This window comes from Ruegeria sp. CDSA246 (genome assembly GCF_059611225.1).
Genome location: NZ_JBXWPD010000003.1, coordinates 13,979 through 31,104, shown reverse-complemented (window position 1 = coordinate 31,104; position 17,126 = coordinate 13,979). Strand labels below are relative to the sequence as shown.

At 56.3% G+C, this 17,126-nt stretch carries 12 protein-coding genes and 3 pseudogenes; 7 read left to right on the top strand and 8 right to left on the bottom strand.

Features of this window, described 5'->3' with window-relative positions:
* Window positions 1-8: 8 nt before the first annotated feature.
* Complete coding sequence (locus AC2FI9_RS04825) at window positions 9-3,509, top strand: hypothetical protein (RefSeq protein WP_496766159.1); 3,501 nt, start codon at window positions 9-11, stop codon at window positions 3,507-3,509.
* Between the two features lie 203 nt (window positions 3,510-3,712).
* Here the strand turns inward: AC2FI9_RS04825 and AC2FI9_RS04820 are convergent.
* Window positions 3,713-3,939 (bottom strand): annotated as a pseudogene (locus AC2FI9_RS04820) (DDE-type integrase/transposase/recombinase); the annotation flags it as partial.
* A gap of 113 nt (window positions 3,940-4,052) precedes the next feature.
* On the opposite strand from AC2FI9_RS04820, the pseudogene AC2FI9_RS04815 reads away from it, so the two are divergent.
* Window positions 4,053-4,240 (top strand): annotated as a pseudogene (locus AC2FI9_RS04815) (transposase); the annotation flags it as partial.
* A 105-nt stretch (window positions 4,241-4,345) separates the two neighbouring features.
* Here the strand turns inward: AC2FI9_RS04815 and AC2FI9_RS04810 are convergent.
* From AC2FI9_RS04810 to AC2FI9_RS04800, 3 genes are all read right to left on the bottom strand, one after another.
* Window positions 4,346-5,362: a GlxA family transcriptional regulator gene (locus tag AC2FI9_RS04810; RefSeq protein ID WP_496766157.1), complete on the bottom strand. Its 1,017-nt coding sequence runs from the start codon at window positions 5,360-5,362 to the stop codon at window positions 4,346-4,348.
* A gap of 72 nt (window positions 5,363-5,434) precedes the next feature.
* A complete protein-coding gene (nhaC, locus tag AC2FI9_RS04805; protein ID WP_496766154.1) occupies window positions 5,435-6,907 on the bottom strand; it encodes a Na+/H+ antiporter NhaC in 1,473 nt (490 codons plus the stop codon).
* A 348-nt stretch (window positions 6,908-7,255) separates the two neighbouring features.
* The gene (locus AC2FI9_RS04800) at window positions 7,256-8,338 is read right to left on the bottom strand and encodes a helix-turn-helix domain-containing protein (RefSeq protein WP_496766152.1); all 1,083 of its coding nucleotides are present in this window, start codon (window positions 8,336-8,338) and stop codon (window positions 7,256-7,258) included.
* A 121-nt stretch (window positions 8,339-8,459) separates the two neighbouring features.
* On the opposite strand from AC2FI9_RS04800, the gene AC2FI9_RS04795 reads away from it, so the two are divergent.
* Window positions 8,460-9,650: a sterol desaturase family protein gene (locus AC2FI9_RS04795; RefSeq protein ID WP_496766150.1), complete on the top strand. Its 1,191-nt coding sequence runs from the start codon at window positions 8,460-8,462 to the stop codon at window positions 9,648-9,650.
* Between the two features lie 130 nt (window positions 9,651-9,780).
* Here the strand turns inward: AC2FI9_RS04795 and AC2FI9_RS04790 are convergent, their stop codons facing one another.
* The 3 genes from AC2FI9_RS04790 to AC2FI9_RS04780 all read right to left on the bottom strand — a co-directional run bounded on the left by AC2FI9_RS04790 (window position 9,781) and on the right by AC2FI9_RS04780 (window position 11,879).
* Window positions 9,781-10,398, bottom strand: coding sequence for a TetR/AcrR family transcriptional regulator (locus tag AC2FI9_RS04790; RefSeq protein WP_496766146.1), 618 nt, complete (start codon window positions 10,396-10,398; stop codon window positions 9,781-9,783).
* On the bottom strand, window positions 10,395-10,913 hold the full coding sequence (locus AC2FI9_RS04785) for a dihydrofolate reductase family protein (protein ID WP_496766144.1): 519 nt from the start codon (window positions 10,911-10,913) through the stop codon (window positions 10,395-10,397). The genes AC2FI9_RS04790 and AC2FI9_RS04785 overlap by 4 nt, the downstream gene beginning before the upstream one ends.
* A gap of 93 nt (window positions 10,914-11,006) precedes the next feature.
* Window positions 11,007-11,879: a LysR substrate-binding domain-containing protein gene (locus AC2FI9_RS04780; RefSeq protein WP_496766142.1), complete on the bottom strand. Its 873-nt coding sequence runs from the start codon at window positions 11,877-11,879 to the stop codon at window positions 11,007-11,009.
* Between the two features lie 103 nt (window positions 11,880-11,982).
* Here AC2FI9_RS04780 and AC2FI9_RS04775 point away from each other — a divergent pair, with 103 nt between their 5' ends.
* The 3 genes and pseudogenes from AC2FI9_RS04775 to AC2FI9_RS04765 all read left to right on the top strand — a co-directional run.
* Entirely contained in the window at window positions 11,983-13,551 is a 1,569-nt protein-coding gene (locus AC2FI9_RS04775) for a trimethylamine methyltransferase family protein (RefSeq protein ID WP_496766139.1), read from the top strand.
* The gene (locus AC2FI9_RS04770) at window positions 13,542-14,657 is read left to right on the top strand and encodes an aminomethyl transferase family protein (RefSeq protein ID WP_496766136.1); all 1,116 of its coding nucleotides are present in this window, start codon (window positions 13,542-13,544) and stop codon (window positions 14,655-14,657) included. Before AC2FI9_RS04775 ends, AC2FI9_RS04770 begins: the two co-directional genes overlap by 10 nt.
* Window positions 14,658-14,722: 65 nt before the next feature.
* Window positions 14,723-15,115: pseudogene (locus AC2FI9_RS04765) on the top strand (site-specific integrase); the annotation flags it as partial.
* Window positions 15,116-15,234: 119 nt separating this feature from the next.
* Here the strand turns inward: AC2FI9_RS04765 and AC2FI9_RS04760 are convergent.
* Window positions 15,235-16,125: an AraC family transcriptional regulator gene (locus AC2FI9_RS04760; RefSeq protein WP_496766134.1), complete on the bottom strand. Its 891-nt coding sequence runs from the start codon at window positions 16,123-16,125 to the stop codon at window positions 15,235-15,237.
* Window positions 16,126-16,285: 160 nt separating this feature from the next.
* On the opposite strand from AC2FI9_RS04760, the gene AC2FI9_RS04755 reads away from it, so the two are divergent.
* Window positions 16,286-17,098: an SDR family oxidoreductase gene (locus AC2FI9_RS04755; protein ID WP_496766132.1), complete on the top strand. Its 813-nt coding sequence runs from the start codon at window positions 16,286-16,288 to the stop codon at window positions 17,096-17,098.
* Window positions 17,099-17,126 lie beyond the last annotated feature (28 nt).

The window sequence follows — 17,126 nt, the reverse complement described above, 5'->3', positions numbered from 1 at the left end:
ATCGCCCCATGACTGCCGTGTCCCGCCTTGTGCTGCTGCCGTTCCTCCAGAATTGGGATGGCGCAAATCTCTCGCTACGTCTGATGGTGACCCCCCAGACCGATCCGACCTCGGCCCCCGCACCGGGCCTGCCACCCTATGCGACAACGGATTTCGACGTTGTTGTTCGCACCATCGCGGACCCGACGGTGCTGCCGTCACCGGCCAGCGTCGCCACCGGCGAGACTGCGATCACGTTGCCCGCAATGCCTCAGGCCGAAACGCTGTTTCAATCACTGGCGTCCGAGCTCCCCATCGACAACTCCGTCACGCCTACCGACCCACGCACCGCCTCGATCCGGATCATGAAGTACGCGCCACCGCCCTATCGCGAGGCCACAGGCTATGGCCAAGGTGCCAATCCCTTCCTTCTGACCGATGACACGTATCGCTGCGCGCTCAAGGCCGTTCCGCCCGCAGGCACGTCCATCGCCGACACGGCCCCACCGTTGTCGTGGGGCCAGGTTCTGGCCGGCGTACTTCGCCAGCCTTTACTTGCCGAAGCGGTAGGTCTCATTCGCACAATCGACATCCCTCTTCCTGCAGACGTCGTCTCACAAGGGGGCTGGGTCTATGTCGATCTCGCCCCCGGCAGTCCGTGGCAGTCGCTTGCCGGCATTCCCGGAGCGCTGCGTCTCTACGCCGCGCGGCTGTCCCCGCTATCGGGGCCACGCCCGCTGTTCACGGCCGTACAGTTCCCCGTCACAGCAGCACCCATCCCAGGCTACGACGATATCTTCGCCGAGGCCGTACGTTATGACGACGGCTTCGCCAAAGAGGTCTATGGCGCGCAACCGGCCTGGGCCGACCCCTTCGACGAGGACGGTGAGGACGAAGCGGAGCGTCCCGCGACAGAACGCGGCCTGCTTGTCGGCTGCGACGACTCGCAGCTAGTCACCTGGTTCAACCGTCAGATTAGCCCCGGTGCTGCGCCGTTGGATGCGCCGATGGGCGTACGCGGCTATCGCATCGACGCCCGGGAAACCGACAATTCCGACTGGGTTCCCTTGACGATGGGGGAAACCGCTCTTGTTCTCGGCGGCAATGACCTTGGTAGTGTTCAGGCCAACTTCCCCGTCGAGGTCGGACCGAACAAGATCCTCGGCGATCCCACTGCCAACATGTGGCTTCCCTCGTACTTTGCTGCCTGGAACGGCCGGCCGCTTGTGGGGGTCGACCGCTTCGCCGACCGGCTGATGGGCGGCGACGATGAACCTGAACCTGTCATAGGCGTGCCCCCCGATATCCCGCTGCGCTATGGCACCACATACGATCTGCGCATTCGACTTTGCGATCTTTCCGGCGGTGGCCCCGGCATCGAAACCGAGGCCCTGAACCCCGGTGCACAGCCTGTCTACACCGCAACGATGAAGCGCTACGTCCGGCCCGCTGGACTGCGTACGACGCCCGCCCTGCCTTCGGCAGCCGATCCCACCGACCCTCCATCCTCGCTCACAGTTACCAAACCCCGACTGCACTACCCCGCGTGCCTCGTGGCCGGCGGAACCGAGGCCGAGCTTGAGGCAGATATGCCCCAGGCCGCCGCCGAGCAGCGCGCACCTGGCCTTCCGGACCCAGATGTGGACATCCTCGAGATCTCGGTTGAAGTGCTGCGTCCAGACGTGAACCCGGAAGACGATGAGCCGGTCTACGAACAGCTCTACACTATAGAGCGCGCCTTCGATGCCGATGGTCAGGCCCTGCTAGATCTCGAATACGTTGACACCGCCGACATCGGGACCATGGCAATCCCCACAGACGGCGCGATCACTATTCCGACTTCGCGCAATGTGCGGCTGAACCTGACCCCTATCTGCTCGGACAAGCCCGATTACTTCGGTGCCGATGACGTGCGCCGCGGCGAAACTGCGCGGCGCTACCTACGCAGCCCGGCCCAGGACGAACGCGGCCTCATTAGCCTGCCACGCGGATGGGTGGCCGAGGGTTTCTATCTGCAACCTACAGAACCGGGAAGCCGGGCGCTTGTCAGAGCCAACCGTGCCGGAGGTCGTACTGGTCAGGGGGCCGAGAACCCGATCGCGCGGCTTGCCTCCGCGCTCGACCTCGATCATGTGGGCGCAAGCCTGCGCGCTCGCCCGGGACAGCGCTGCCTATTCGGGCTGCACTCAAGTCTGAACGCAGTTATCGGTCCCGACGGCGGTTCAGTCCGCTTCGCAACCAAATCCGAAGTGACCAGCCAGTGGATCGTCGCGGTCATTGTCAACATCGAAAGGGACTGGACATGGGATGGGCTCAGTGGGTTGCGCATCGAGCGTGACGGCAACCAAGTGGGTCGCGTGAGCTGGCGGCAGTCCGCCCCCCACGAGGTCGCCCGTGCCGCCGCCAATGGAGAAACGACGCTGATCTTCCTCGATGCGATCGACCCCGAGCCCGCGGACGGCAGCTTCCCGCGTCCTTTGCAGTTAAAATACACCGCCATCCCCGAATACAAGGTTGACCCCGCACAAGAGGACGGTGCCGAAGAGGTCGATCTGACCTTGCCTGTCGCCCGGCCTCCGCGCCAGGTGCCCAAGATTGTCTCAGCAGGCATCGCATTATCACCCTACTTGCGCGACCCAGCGTATTCCCACTCCGAGGAACGAACCCGGCTGGTCTGGCTCGAGTTCGACCGACCGCCCGACGATCCGAATGATAGCCTGTTCGCGCGCATGCTCGCCACCAGTCCGGACCCAGTACTCACCGGCGATCTTACCGGCGACCCGACGCTGGGTAACACGCCCCTGCCCATCGACCTTGAACTGATCCGCACGATCATCCCCGAGCAAGCCGATGACCGCAGCGGACTGGGCGCGATGCAGAAGCTTTTGCCCACGAACAGCCCTCGGCACTTTATGCTACCGCTGCCCCAAGGGCTGCCGCCCGAAGCGCCCGAACTCTTCGGTTTCTTCCTTTACGAATTCCGCGTCGGTCACGCCGAGATGTGGAGTACTGCGCAAGGCAGATACGGGCGGCCCCTGCAAGTCGCAGGTATCCAGCACGCGCCTCCTCCGCTTACCTGCGGCGTCACCCGCTCGACCCAGCGGTTGACTGTCAGCGCCGAATTCGCCGACCCGGTCAAGAATGGTCGCTCCGTGCAACCTGTGGTGCCACGCACCGACCTTTGGGTGCTGCTTTACGTACAAGCGGTGCAAGCTGATGACGAAGACCGGCGCAACGTGCTTCTGGGTCGTCGCCAGCTTGCAGCTCCGCGCCGCCCGCGCCAGCCCTTCGATGACAGAAGCTTTGGATTTACCGCCACAACCGAGCCCGCCGGCCAGACAAGCTGGTCGGCCGCAGAGATCACGAGTCTTCTGGCCGACATAACGCTTGGCCCCGATGCACCGCTCAGCTGTCTCGTTGTCGAGACCCTGCCCGGCGAGGTACCGCACAAGGATCCGCTAGGCGCGCATCTTGGCTACGAACGCATTCTGCGCGCATCACCTCTGACGAAGGTGCCCGAGGTCTGCTAGGTCGAATTTATTCTGCCTACGGCTAATCGCAGGGTTTGGCGACGTGTACAGGGGTGCTGGTCGGATCGGTGACCTGCGGTAAGAGGACTGTTGCGTTAATTGGTTGAAGCTGGGTCAAGTGCAGCGCATGCGGCCGGACTATACGCGCTCGAACAGTTTGAGATGAAGCCGGTCTCTCCTCGAACACCGGTCTATTTGTGTCAAATGTGACCGCGCTTGTTGGTCCGGATCGTCTCTATCCCACTCAGTGTTGCCCTCACGGTTCGCAAGGCTCGAATGCTCTGACGGTACCTAAGTAGGCGCTTCATTGCGACATGGTCACTTTCGACCAAATTGTTCCGCCACTTTCGATCAATTTGCCTGTGCAGTCAAAATCCGGATCGTATCGGTGGTTGATTTCGCAGATGATACGCCGATAAGCGTAGGCCTTGGGAGCCTTAACGTCTCGCGAACCGAGAGCCGGAAAGCGGACCGTGGTTGGGCTCAGGACACATTGATTTTTGGTTTCAGCGTGATTCACGTTGCCGAAAACAAGCGGTTACCATGCCTGACCTTTTATGGCTGAGCGACGAGCAGATGGCGCGCCTTGAGCCCTTCTTTCCTAAGTCTCATGGCAAGCCACGTGTAGATGATCGACGTGTTCAGAGTAGGATTATCTTCATCAATAGCAATGGGTTGCGCTGGCGCGATGCGCCAAGGAATACGGGTCGCACAAGACGCTATGCAATCGCGCTCGCGGCTCTCGTCATTTATTGGTTATGATGCCCGACCCTAACCGCACATTACCTAAATCAAAAATTCGAAATTTTTGACTTCCGATACTGGTCAGATGCAATCTAATCGCGTCTTTCAGACCATCCTCTCCGGAAAGAAGTTGGCGCCTCGCCGTAGCGTTTCTTGAATCGTACGGTCAGCTGAGTAGCGCTGCTAAAGCCAGTGGCTGCCGCAATTTCGGCGACCGACATCTCGGTTTCGCTGAGCAGTGCGTATGCCCTCGCGACGCGCAGTTCGATATAGAACTGGACGGGCGAGATTTCGACATACTTTTGAAAAAGACGTTCCAGCCGACGACGCGATATCTGCACAGCTTCCGCGATTTCAAAGATATCCAGCGGCTCTTCCAGGTTTTCATGCATGATCTGCATAGCATTGATCAGGTATTGATTGCGGCTGCCCAAGGCCACCGAGAAGGCCGATTTCTGAAGCGTTTTGCTATTGTTGGATCGAAAGTGGATGCACATGTCCGATACGATGACCGCCAGATCGTTTCCGAAATCGGATTCGATCATGTCCAGCATCATGTCGGTTGCGGCATTTCCACCACCACATGTCATAAGCTCGTTGTCAATCTCGTACAGGTTTGCCGATGGCTCCAAATCGACAAAACTTTCAATGAAAGCCGGGTGGTTTTCCCAGTGCAACGTAAACCTTTTTCCCGGCAGAACCCCGGCCTTAGCCAGGGCAAAAGCGCCGGTGCAAATTCCACCCAGATTGCAGCCAAAGGTTCTCTGTCTACTGATCCAGGACAGGACTTTGGGGTTCGTACTTTCGGCTGGTTCAATGCCTGAACAAACAAACAACCGCGAGGATCGCGGAAGATTGAGCAATGCAAAGTCCGGCGTAATTTCAATCCCGTTGGAACAGGAAACCGGTGTCCCGTCTTCGGTGATCAGAAACCACTTATAAAGCTCTTTGTTGGTGACCTGATTGGCGATCCTCAGTGGCTCTACCGCAGCACTAAAGGCCAGCATGGTCAGTTTCGGCAATAGCAAGAAGTAGATTTCTTTGGCCGACCCTTCATGGTCTATGCGATAGCTGGCCGCACCTTTTGGAACAAAGTTTCTCGGGTTCATTGTCTCTCCTCCCAGTATCGACCAAGGCGGATGAAGTGCACCAACACCTGTTGCGGTGTTGGTGCGGTACGGTCAGGCGCTCATCTGGGCAACAGGCTCACCGCTTTCCTCCCACGAGCGGATCTCATCTTCGCTCGCCTTTGGTGAGAAGAGCCCGGTCATGGCATAGATGATACCGATGACCGGTGACAGCCAGCAAGCAAATGCGAGCGGGATGTACAGCAGGTTCTCGAAGTTCCCGTCCGCGATCCCCAAACCAAGTGCCGTGATGACAAAGGCACCACCTGCATTCCATGGGATCAGAGGGGACACCAGCGTTCCGCCCTCCTCGACGGCGCGGGACAGGTTCAGCGGGGAATAGCCCATCGCGCGATAGACAGGCGCATACATTCGGCCCGGCAGTGCGATGGACAAGTATGGATCGCCTGCAACGGTATTGGTGGCGACAGACGTCATGATAGCGGAAATCTGTATGCCGGCGAACGACTTCACCTTCGATATGACGACTTTGATGATAGCCTGAAGGCAACCCACGCGTTCAAGCGCTCCGCCGAAACCCAGGGCAAGCAGCACCAGTGAGATGGTCCACATCATCGACTGAATGCCCCCGCGGTTTAGCAAAGGGTCTATCTCCGGAACCCCGGTATCGATTGAATAGCCGCTGTTGGCAAAAGTGAACGTTTCATGAAGCCCGGCCCCCTGACAAAAGATTGCCATAACACCGCCCGCAACAGCCCCCGCAAACAGCGACGGGATCGGAGGTTGCTTCATGACAGCCAAAACGATGACCAGAACCGCCGGAAACAGCATGATCGGTGAAATCCAAAATGCGTCGTCCAGCGCGGTTGTGATCGCGTGAATACGATCAAACGAAACCTGCGACGTGTCGATCAGTGTGAAACCGACGACAAAGTAAATCACCAGCGCGATCAGCATCGAAGGAACAGTGGTCGGAAGCATGTTCCGAATGTGATCGAAAAGATTGGTCCCCGTCGCGGCAGGGGCAAGGTTAGTTGTGTCCGACAAAGGCGAGATCTTGTCGCCGAAGAACGCGCCAGAGACCACCGCCCCTGCCGCCCAATACATTGGAATACCAAACCCGGCACCAATCCCCATCAACGCCAAACCAACTGTACCGGTTGTTCCCCACGATGTGCCCAATGAAACAGAGACAATGGAGCAAAGGACCATTCCTGCAGCAAGGAAAAGCTCGGGCGACAATATCTTGAGACCGTAATAGATCAGCGTCGGGACGGTGCCGCTTGCGATCCACACGCCAATGATCATACCTACCGTGATCAGTATCGAGACCGACGGCAGGGATATATTAATGACGTGGAACACGCCTTCTTCGATGCTGGGCCATTTGTGACCCAACATAAGGCCAATGATGCCGGTGATCGCGATCCCGAAGGCCAAAGGGATGTGCGGGGTAAAATCGCCGAAATAGAATAGCTGCAGCCCAAGCACACACAGGGTCAGCACGATTGGCACAAGCGCCAGCACTAAGCCGGGTGGACGTATGTTGTCTTCATTCGCAGACATATGGGTCTCCTCCATTGGAATGATCCAGAAGCGGTGTGATCTGCGGAAGAAACCAAGTTTAGCAGTGTGGGACCGTCGGTCAGAGCGCACATCCTATTAGAATTTGCGACACAGATGCGTCGGGGTTCGGCTTCTTCGGGTGAACTGAAGGCCGACCAACGCGATCAAGCGCAACAAATTGGCTCCAATTACTGCGCACTCCCAAGCCCCGAACGACAGCAGGCTGTACTACGGGTATTGGCAACAACCCTTGGCAGACGTCCGCCTCATTGATCGTTGCTGCGGTACGGCAGCCGTAATTTTGATTTTTTTTGCAAAGCAGGCTTGGAAAGTGGTTTTGCGGATAGCTTACAAACGTGACTTTGTCGTTTCATGTAAATGCGCCCTTCGAAATTCCGAAGGCGTCATCCCGGTTTGAGCGCGAAAGGCGCGGTTGAATGGTCCCAGTGAGGAAAACCCCACATCGTAAGCGATGCTCAGGACCGAACGCTCTGCCAGCTCGGGCGATGATAACATGGATTGCGCCTCTTGAATGCGGAACGCGTTCACGAAGCTCGCAAAATTCCGGTGCCCCAAGCCTTGATTGATTGCGGACCTAATGCGGTGTTCCTGTGTCCCAAGATGTGCGGCCACTTGGGCAACGGTCAGCCTTTCGATGCGCCACAGACCCTCAGACATCGCGGCTTCAATACGCGTTATGAGCGCGGACTGCGCCGGGTTGGCTTGGTCATCCCGCTTTGGAGTGCTCGGTATCCAGATGTCTGGAACCACGCGAACCGACCACAGCAGGAATGCGCCTGCAGACAGGAAAAACGCACTCGCCTGTAGTGCAAATACCCAGACAGGAAGCGCTTTATCCAAATGGGTGATTTCAAATCCGGTAATGAGAATTCCCAAACTGAGGATCCAGATCAGAAACCAACGCCGAAACCGGCGACGGGCCTCGATCAGATCCCCCGCCTGACCTGAAACTACGATCCACAGGCCATGGAAAAAGAAGATCAGTACGCAGATACCGCGAACTGCACCAAGTTGCAGCTGTAGTTGAGAAAGCCATGCCAACCCGACTATCAACGCAGCGGTCAAGATCTGCCAAGGTCGAACAAAAACGTCATCCTGGAACAGCTCAATCACGGCCCAATAGAGCAAGACAGGGATCACACCTGCGATCATCACAAGCACAATCCGAACCGGGCTGTCGGTTAGATCAATGCTTGGTGAGGACACAATCAAGTAGGGGCCAAAACTGAGGCACAGCAAGACTACTGCCATGCTTTTGCGCTGGAATCCCCCGTTTCTCATGAAGACAGCGGCGCATAACGCGAGTGTGCCGATGGCACTGCCGCGCAGGAAGATATCCAAAATCATTGGGTCTGACATAACAGGCGCAATCGAAGTCGGATTTACCCCGCCGGTCAACGGTATAGCCATACTGAAACTGAAAAATCCTCGCCGATTTTGCAAGAAACGGATCGGTTTTCAAATTCAGCGCGCTCTGATTTGCGTCGCCAGCCAGTGTCCGCCACATGTCAATTCGCATTCGGAGCAGACAATGACTCAGTTAGCCACACTCTTATCCATCTACACGGATGTCTTCGGCGGAGACCTCTTACGGTATATTCTTGGCGCCGGCGGCACGTATCTATTGATCAATATCATGCTGGCACGGCGTCTTGGTGCGCAGAAAATTAGACCCTCTGCAGTGCCACAAGGTCAAATCCTGCGCGAGATTCTAACGAGCCTGCGCACTGTGCTTATCTTTACTGCCGCAGGGACATCCATCGCGCTTGGTGCGAGGGTAGGTGTCATCACAATCTACCAAGACATAGCCGCATATGGCTGGACCTATTTCGCGTTCAGTATCGCGGTGCTGATTATCCTTCATGATGCGTGGTTCTATTGGACGCACCGTGCCCTGCACTACCCGCCCCTGTTTCGCCGGTTTCACCGCTTGCATCACAAGTCACACCAACCGACTCCCTTCACCTCCTACAGCTTTGACGTTGGCGAGGCCGTGGTGAACGCCGTCTACTTGCCTTTCGTTCTTATCATTCTGCCAACACACCCTGTCGCGCTTTTCATCTTTGTGACCCATATGATGCTGCGCAATGCAATCGGGCACTGTGGGATCGAAATCTTTCCTGCCAATGCAAAAGGCAGGCCGGTCTTTGGCTGGCTCACGAGCGTTACTCATCACGATATGCACCATGCACATGCGGGCTATAACCACGGGCTCTATTTTTCGTGGTGGGATCGGTTCATGAAGACCGAGCATCCAAGATACTTGACCGAATTCGCCCGCGTCGCGCCGCGATTGCGCATCCGAATGGTCAAAACAGCTCTTTTGGTGATTGCGGTTATCGTGGGTATGTTGGCCACCCAAGGACATGCCTTTGACCTAAAAGGCCACTACGCGTCCCCCGGACTCGGCGTGATCGTCGCGTTTGAAGATTGCACATCGAATAAAGCAATAAAGTGTGGACGTCTTGTTTGGGTTTGGAACAAGGACGACACGCCCCATGCGCAGGTTGGTGATATGATCCTGACCGAATTGGTCTTTGACGGCACGGTATGGAAAAGCGCGCTACGCGATCCAGAAACTGGACGGACATATCGTGGATCCATCCAGCAATCGGCCAAGCATCAGTTGACACTTAAAGGCTGCGCCGGGGTATTCTGTGCATATCAAACCTGGCATTCGACCGAGTACCTCAGAACTGTGCTCAGGCGTCATGGAAATTAGGTACAAGGCCATCCCCAAAGATGGCCCATTCCGGACCTTCACACTGCCTTAACGATTCTACGCTCGCAGTTCGCTTACCGGTCATTCGCTGCAGTCGCGAAGACACAGCCCAGTGTGGATGTTTGGGTCGTTAAGGTCGTTCTGCCGGACCACCCTGATACGCTTGTTTTCTCCGCAACCGGACCTCGCGGTCACCAGCTGCTTGATCAAGAATCCAGTCAATCCCGCGCAGAAAGTCATCTGTTGTCAGGGGATTGTTTTCTCCGCTGGAGGCAGAGAGTACAAACCCATGTGCATAGTCTATTAGCACGTGAACAAGGACGTCGCCGCCATCGCTGTTTTCAATCTGGTCCGTGCTGGCCTTTAATTCCCCGGACACGTTTATGAGATCCGCGCTCATCAGCGTCACATCCTCAAGGATCGCGCGCAGAAGGTTGGCGTTCTTCAAGGCGTATCCATAGTAGGTCATCATGATGCTTTGGGCGCGTTCAACCGGAGTATCTCCGTCCACGCCATCCAGAACGCCGGCGAAAGCATTTTCCACCAGACCGGATAAAAGCTGTCTCTTGGTGCCAGCGTGATAGGTCACCGCCATCGGGGTGACCCCAAGCTGATTGGCGAGCATGCGAAACGATAGCGCGTCAACGCCTTTGCTTTGGACAATCGGCAATGCAGTTTTCAGGATCAGCTGTTTCGAAAGGCGCTGCTCAGCCTTTGGCGGCCGCCCTGGTGGGGAAGTTTTCGTCATCCGATTTTCAATCTGTAATCGAGATCCACCAGACCGGAGGGAAAGCTGCTAACCGACACCAGTTCCAGATCAACGTCACCTTGTGTCTCGCCGAATATCCGAATGCCTTCCCCGATTAGGATGGGAATCAAGGTGATCCGCATGTCTTCAATCAGCCCGGCTTTGAGGAAAGAGCGAACGATTGCTCCGCCATCCACATAAACTCGGCTGAAACCACGCGCGTCAAAGCTCTGCATCAATTCGGTTGGAGATTTGTCTGAAACCTCAACCTTGTCGCGCAGGTCACTAGGGATGTCGTCGGCTGTCATCGAACGACTGAGAACCACCACCGGTTTCGTGTATGGCCACGCTCCAAACCCCCTAACCGTCCGGTATGATCCCGATCCCATTACGATCACGTCGACACTGTCTTGAAAGGCTGTGAACCCGTGGTCTTCATCCTTGGTGGGTTGCTTATCCAACCAATCCAGCCTGTGATCCGGCCTTGCAACAAAGCCGTCTAGACTCATTGCCATCATAATATGTCCTGTGGGCATCGTCTGGATCTTCCTCATATTATTTATATGCCGTATAATATTTTTCTTGACGCCGCTCAAGGGGGAGTACCATCAGGCCTGGCTCTGAACCCAATCCGAGAATGCCCGCACTGCGCCAATTGGGGCGGTTCTGTGCGGCTGAACTAAGAAATACCCGTATTCAGGCAGAACGGTTTCCGACAATCTAAACAGCCTTTCTGCATTCAAATCGTCCCCAACCAAGTCATCCATCAAAGCGATGCCCTGTCCGTCGATGACGGCTTGCACCCGGACATTCGGGTCAGGAACGATCAGCACATCTCGCCTTGATTGCCGAGGAAGCTTTGCGACGTTCAGCCAATCTGACCAGGCGCTGCTGTCATCGCGATCTCTCAGCAACGTAAGTTGCGACATTGCGCCTTCTATTCCCAACTCATTCACCAGGTCGGCCGCCGCCCGATTACCTACTGGATAGGGCCGTAAGTGCATGAACGGTGTAACGGTACCGTCACTCCAATTCCCGTTGCCCCACCTGATTGCCAAGTCCACTTCCTGCATCTCTGCATGCGAAAACTCGACCATCGGCTGAATGCGAAGCTGCACGTCCGGGTGGCTTTGCATGAATGACATCAGGCGTGGCGACAGCCAACGCGCAGCGAAATAGGTCGAGACACCAACAGTCAAAGAGCGCGATGAAATCCCTTTCAACGCCTGAATTTCGGTTTCGATCTCTTCGTATCGGGTCTGGCAGATTGCGAGCAGTTTCAGTCCTTCACCGGTGAGTGTGACACCCCGCGTTGTGCGCTGAAACAAGGCCATCCCCAGATCGGCCTCAAGCGTTTTGATCTGATAACTGATCGCACCCTTTGTCATATTGAGCGCCGACGCCGCCGTCGAAAAGCTGGAATAACGGGCGATCTCAGCAAATAGCCTAAGCAAGTCGTGGTGATGAAAGCGGGCAGCCATGAGTATAGCGTACAAATTTTCTAAACACTGAGAAAAGAAATTTTCGATTTTCAACATAATTTTTTAAGCCCAAAATTTGCACCTAGTTGCGCGAAACGAACAAATGACGTTGGACCCTTTGAACGCTGTAGCAGACACATCAACACTGACGGGGCACCGCAGACGCGTGCGCCGACGCCGCTTGGCCCGTGACAATGAGCCCTCTGAGGGCACGCCGTTCTCGGGGCGCAAAATACCTGCATACGATCTTCTGAGCGAAACGGCACTGACCCGGATCGAAGATCAAGCCGATTGGATTTTGAACAATATTGGTGTCGAGTTCCGAGGAGATCGTACAGCGCTGGATCACTTCGCCCAAACTGGTGCACGCATCGATGGCGAACGTGTACGGTTTGAACCGGGTCACATCCGCGCGCTTTGCGCTACCGCCCCTAGTGAATTTCAGTTGCATGGCCGAGACCCGGCCAAAACAGTGACACTTGGCGGCGACAATGTTGTGCTGATGCCGGGATACGGCTCTCCGTTTGTCAGCGATCTGGCGAATGGCCGCCGCTATGCGACGCTGGAGGACTTCCGCAATTTCGTCAAACTGACCTACACTGCGCCTGCCTTGCACCATTCCGGCGGCACGGTGGTCGAGCCGACAGATGTACCGGTGAACAAACGACATCTGGACATGATGCTGGCGCATCTGACGCTGTCGTCCAAACCCTTTATGGGATCTGTCACAGCTCCCGATCGTACCCAGGATAGTATCGAGATGGCGCGCTTGGTCTTTGGGCGCGACTTCATGGAGCGCCACGCAGTGATGCAGGCCAACATCAACGTCAATTCGCCGCTGGTTTATGATGATACGATGTCTTCGGCTCTGCGCATCTATGCGGAGGCAGGGCAATGTGTTTGTGTCTCCCCTGCCATTTTCGCGGGCGCTATGGGCCCGCTTTCACCTGCAGCGGTGTCGGCGCAAACTCTGGCCGAAGCGATGGTCGGCATTGCGCTTGCGCAACTGGTGCATCCTGGCTGTCCGGTGGTGTTCGGCTCATTCCACTCCACAATGAACTTGCGCACAGGCGCTCTGACCTTTGGATCGCCCGAGGCAAACATGACCACGATGGCGCTAACACAATTGGGACGAAGGCTTGGTGTGCCCGTACGGTCCGGCGGCGGACATATCACCGCCTCCAATGCGCCCGACGGGCACGCGATGCAGGACAGCACCGGTGCAATGTGGTCCACGCTTTTGTCCGGGGCTCATCAGGTTTGGCACGCAGCGGGCTGGCTCGAAGGTGGGCTTGTGATGTCCTACGAGAAATTCATCATGGATCTCGACCACTGTGGCGCGATGCTGAAACTGTTGCAGGGCTTCAAAACGGATGACGAGGCCTTTGGTCGTGATGCCTATTTCGAAGCAGGCCCGGGCGAAAATTTCCTGTCGACCAATCACACGCTGCGGCACTACGCGACGGCGAATTTTGAGCCACAGATTTCTGACGCCGGACCCTTCGAAACCTGGTCTGAAAATGGTGCTCTTACAGCAGATCAACGCGCCGCCACCCGGTGGCGTCAGTTGTTGAACGACTATCAACGCCCCGAAATGAAACCCGACATCCAGGCCGCGCTTGAAGACTTCGTGTCAGAGCGCAAAGCGCGAATGCCGGACGAATGGTACTAGAGAGAGGAACCCCCATGGCCGAAGAACTTAGCCGCACGTCCGCGCTTGCATCCCGCCACCAGAGCCTTGGCTCGGGACTAGAGGATTGGAATGGTATGGGCACCGCCTGGACCTACCACACCGATCCCAACGATGAACACGATGCGGTTCGCGAGCGCGCGGGAATGTTTGACATGTCGCCTCTGAAAAAGGTGTTCGTGCGCGGTCCTGACGCCCAAGCGGTTCTTGATCACCTAACCACACGCGATCTTTCCAAGGTCACACCGGGAAAGGCGGCTTACCTGTGCGTGCTGACAGATGAGGGCGGGATCGCCGACGATGCCATAGTGTCCAATAACAGCGGCGACGAATGGATGATCGTGCATGGCTCGGGCAACACGATGGCGCTTCTGGAGAATTCGGCGGAAGGGCGGAACGTGCAGATCGAATTTACCGATGATCTGCATGATCTGTCAGTACAGGGGCCAGCCTCATTGGAAATTCTCAACGCGAACGCGGATTTTGACCTGGCCGATCTGGCCTATTTCGAACATACGCCTGCGGTGCTTTTCGGTCACCCCTGCCGTATCTCGAGAACCGGATATTCCGGCGAACGCGGCTATGAGATTTTTGCCGATGGCTCTGTGATCACCGACATTTGGGACAAACTGGCGGAGGCAGGCGTCATGCCCTGCTCCTTTACAGCACTCGACAAGGTGCGGATCGAGGCGGGGCTGCTGTTCTACGGATATGACATGACCGAAGTCAACACGCCCTGGGAGGTCGGCCTTGGCTTTACTGTCAACAAATCCAAGGGCGATTTTCGCGGCAAATCGGCCGTCATGGCCGCAAAAGGTTCCGAAAAGGTCAATAACTTCTGCCTGGATATCGATCATTCTGACATGGTCGAAGGCGGAGAAACACTGTCATTGAATGGCGCGGAGGTGGGCGTCATCAACAGCCCCTGCTTCTCGCACCGTTTGGGCAAATCGCTTGCCCTTGCGCATGTTCAGCCACAGCTTGCCATCGGAACCACGCTAAAGGTTTCAGGAAATGATTTCGCGACAAACGCAACAATTGTGTCCAGCCCAATTTACGACCCCGAAAAAGCTCGCACACATAGTTAGGGAGGTCTTGGCAGGCAGCGAGGGTTGCGTCAACGTCGGGTTATCCTCCTGAGTGGGCATGACGGATTGGAGGATCAGTTAAGGAAACACCAAACTTACCGGCCATTCGCGCACTTCGCCCAGCCTGGAACAAAGGCCGTGTCGTGGGTCAGAAGCACCCCTTGAAAACAAAACATGTCTGGGCGATCCGAGTGCGCCTCGAGCTTGCCGAAAACCATCGCGATCTTGCGCTCTTCAACATGGCAACCGACAGTAAGCTCCGCGGCTGCAATCTGGTAAAAATAAAAGTGACAGATGTCATGTCATCGGGTCAGATCAAGGAACGGGCTTCAGTACTTCGAAGCAAGACGCAGAAACCTGTGCGCTTCGAAATATCCAAGGGCACCCGCGCCTCTATTGAGAAATGGGTGGTAGACGAACTCATGGTCGAGTCAGAGTACCTGTGGCCCGGCCGATTCACACTTTGCAGAAAATGTACCAATTCCTCGATTGCGCCAATGGCCGCTTTCAAAAATTGATCGGTTCGAAAGCCTAGGTTCGTGTCGGGGCTGCGACGTTTGGTTTTATACCTGCAGCCCTATTGGACAGATTCGGGAACGCGGTCCTGTCTTGGGGAACGTCCGAATTTGCGGACATACTCTCTTGAGAATTGAGCCGAGCTTTCATATCCAACCCCGTAGGCAATCTCTGAGACTTTTGAGCCGGTGGTTTGAAGCTCATTCCGGGCTTGGAGCAAACGCAAGTCTTTCTGGTATTGCAGCGGCGAGGTTCCCGTAACAGCCTTGAATTGTTCGAAGAATGCCGAAGTGCTCATACCCACGCGCCCTGCAAGTTCTCCAACGACTAGGGATTTAGCTAAATCTGACCGGATTTCGTGTGTAGCTGCGAAAATCCGGCTTGCCGTGTTTTCGTGCCACGCCAGTTTTCGGAGCGTGCCACCATGTCGCCCAGTCAGCAGGCGGGCATGGATTTCCCGCACCGTGATCGGAGCGAGCATGTGACGTGTCTCTTCGGTTTCGCACTGGCGAAAATATCGCAATAGGGCGCTTTTCATTTCGTGATCGGTTTCAGCGAGGCAGATCGAAAATGGATCCGACACTTGATAGGTAGACGACCGCGGCCCTGACGAGGCCAGGACGCGCAAGAGTTCCAGATCGAGGGGGAACACGAGCGCGACGTAGGGACGTTCGGGTGTGGCCTTTGTGATCCTTGAGACAACCGGCAGCGCGTTACTGACGATCAGCGACTGCCCGGCCCGAACAGTGAGTGTTCTGTTACTGGTTCCTACCTCTTTGGCGCCTTGTAGGACCGCGCACAACAGCGGGCGGTAGACATTGGCGTCGTTTAGGGTGGTCGACGGGTGAATGAGAAAAACCGTCTCGCTTTCCTTCTGTGTCAGTACGCCCTGCGCGACGCCCGCGCGGTCAAGCAGTGCCAGAACATAGTCCAATAGTGTCTGAGATCCCATATACGCCTCCAGTGGTTGCTCTTATCGATAGCACGGAGGTGGGAAAACCTTTACAGAAGATCTCCACTTCTGGAGCATTGTGCAAGAAAACTGGATAATACTTAAAGACCCATCCGTGCCTAAATACTATTATGTGTTTCGTAACTTGCGGAGCAAAAACATGAAAACCATTCTGATCACCGGGGCCTCATCCGGAATTGGCGCGGCAACCGCCCGACATTTCCAAGCGAAGGGTTGGAATGTCGTCGCCACGATGCGCAACCCTGCAGGCAGCACGGATCTTGGGGCTTTGGATAGCGTGCATCTGGCCCAACTGGATGTGACGGATGCGGACTCAATTACAACGGCCGTGCGAGATGGCATCGAACGGTTTGGACAGATTGATGTTTTGCTGAACAATGCGGGCTATGGCGCATATGGTGCGTTAGAGGCCTTCACAATGGACCGCATCCGGCGTCAGTTCGACACCAACGTGCTCGGGTTGATGGAAGTGACCAAAGCGGTTCTGCCTCATTTCCGCCAGAACCGGTCCGGCACAGTCATCAACATCTCCTCCATCGGCGGACAGATCACATTTCCACTCGGCGCGCTCTATCATGGCACCAAGTTCGCAGTAGAGGGGCTTTCTGAAGCACTGCACTACGAGTTGGAACCCCTTGGCATTCGGGTCCGTATCGTCCAACCTGGAATGATACGGACTAACTTTGGCGGCAGCTCTTTCGATTTCGCAATGGATGAGAACCTGCCGGACTATGCACCAATGGGCGAAGCCATGGGGCGCCTGTTCGGTAAACTGGCCGCGAACCCTTCAGCACCAGAAACTGTCGCGCAGGTCATTTGGGATGCGGCAACCGAGACCCGAAACCGCCTGCGTTTTCGCGCAGGGCCTGATGCTGAAGAACTGCTTGATGCGCGCAAACAACAGAATGACGAGACGTTCATCGGCGGTCTCAAGCAAAAGATGGCGCCTTGAAGGGCCGTTCAGTCATTCATAGGAAAAG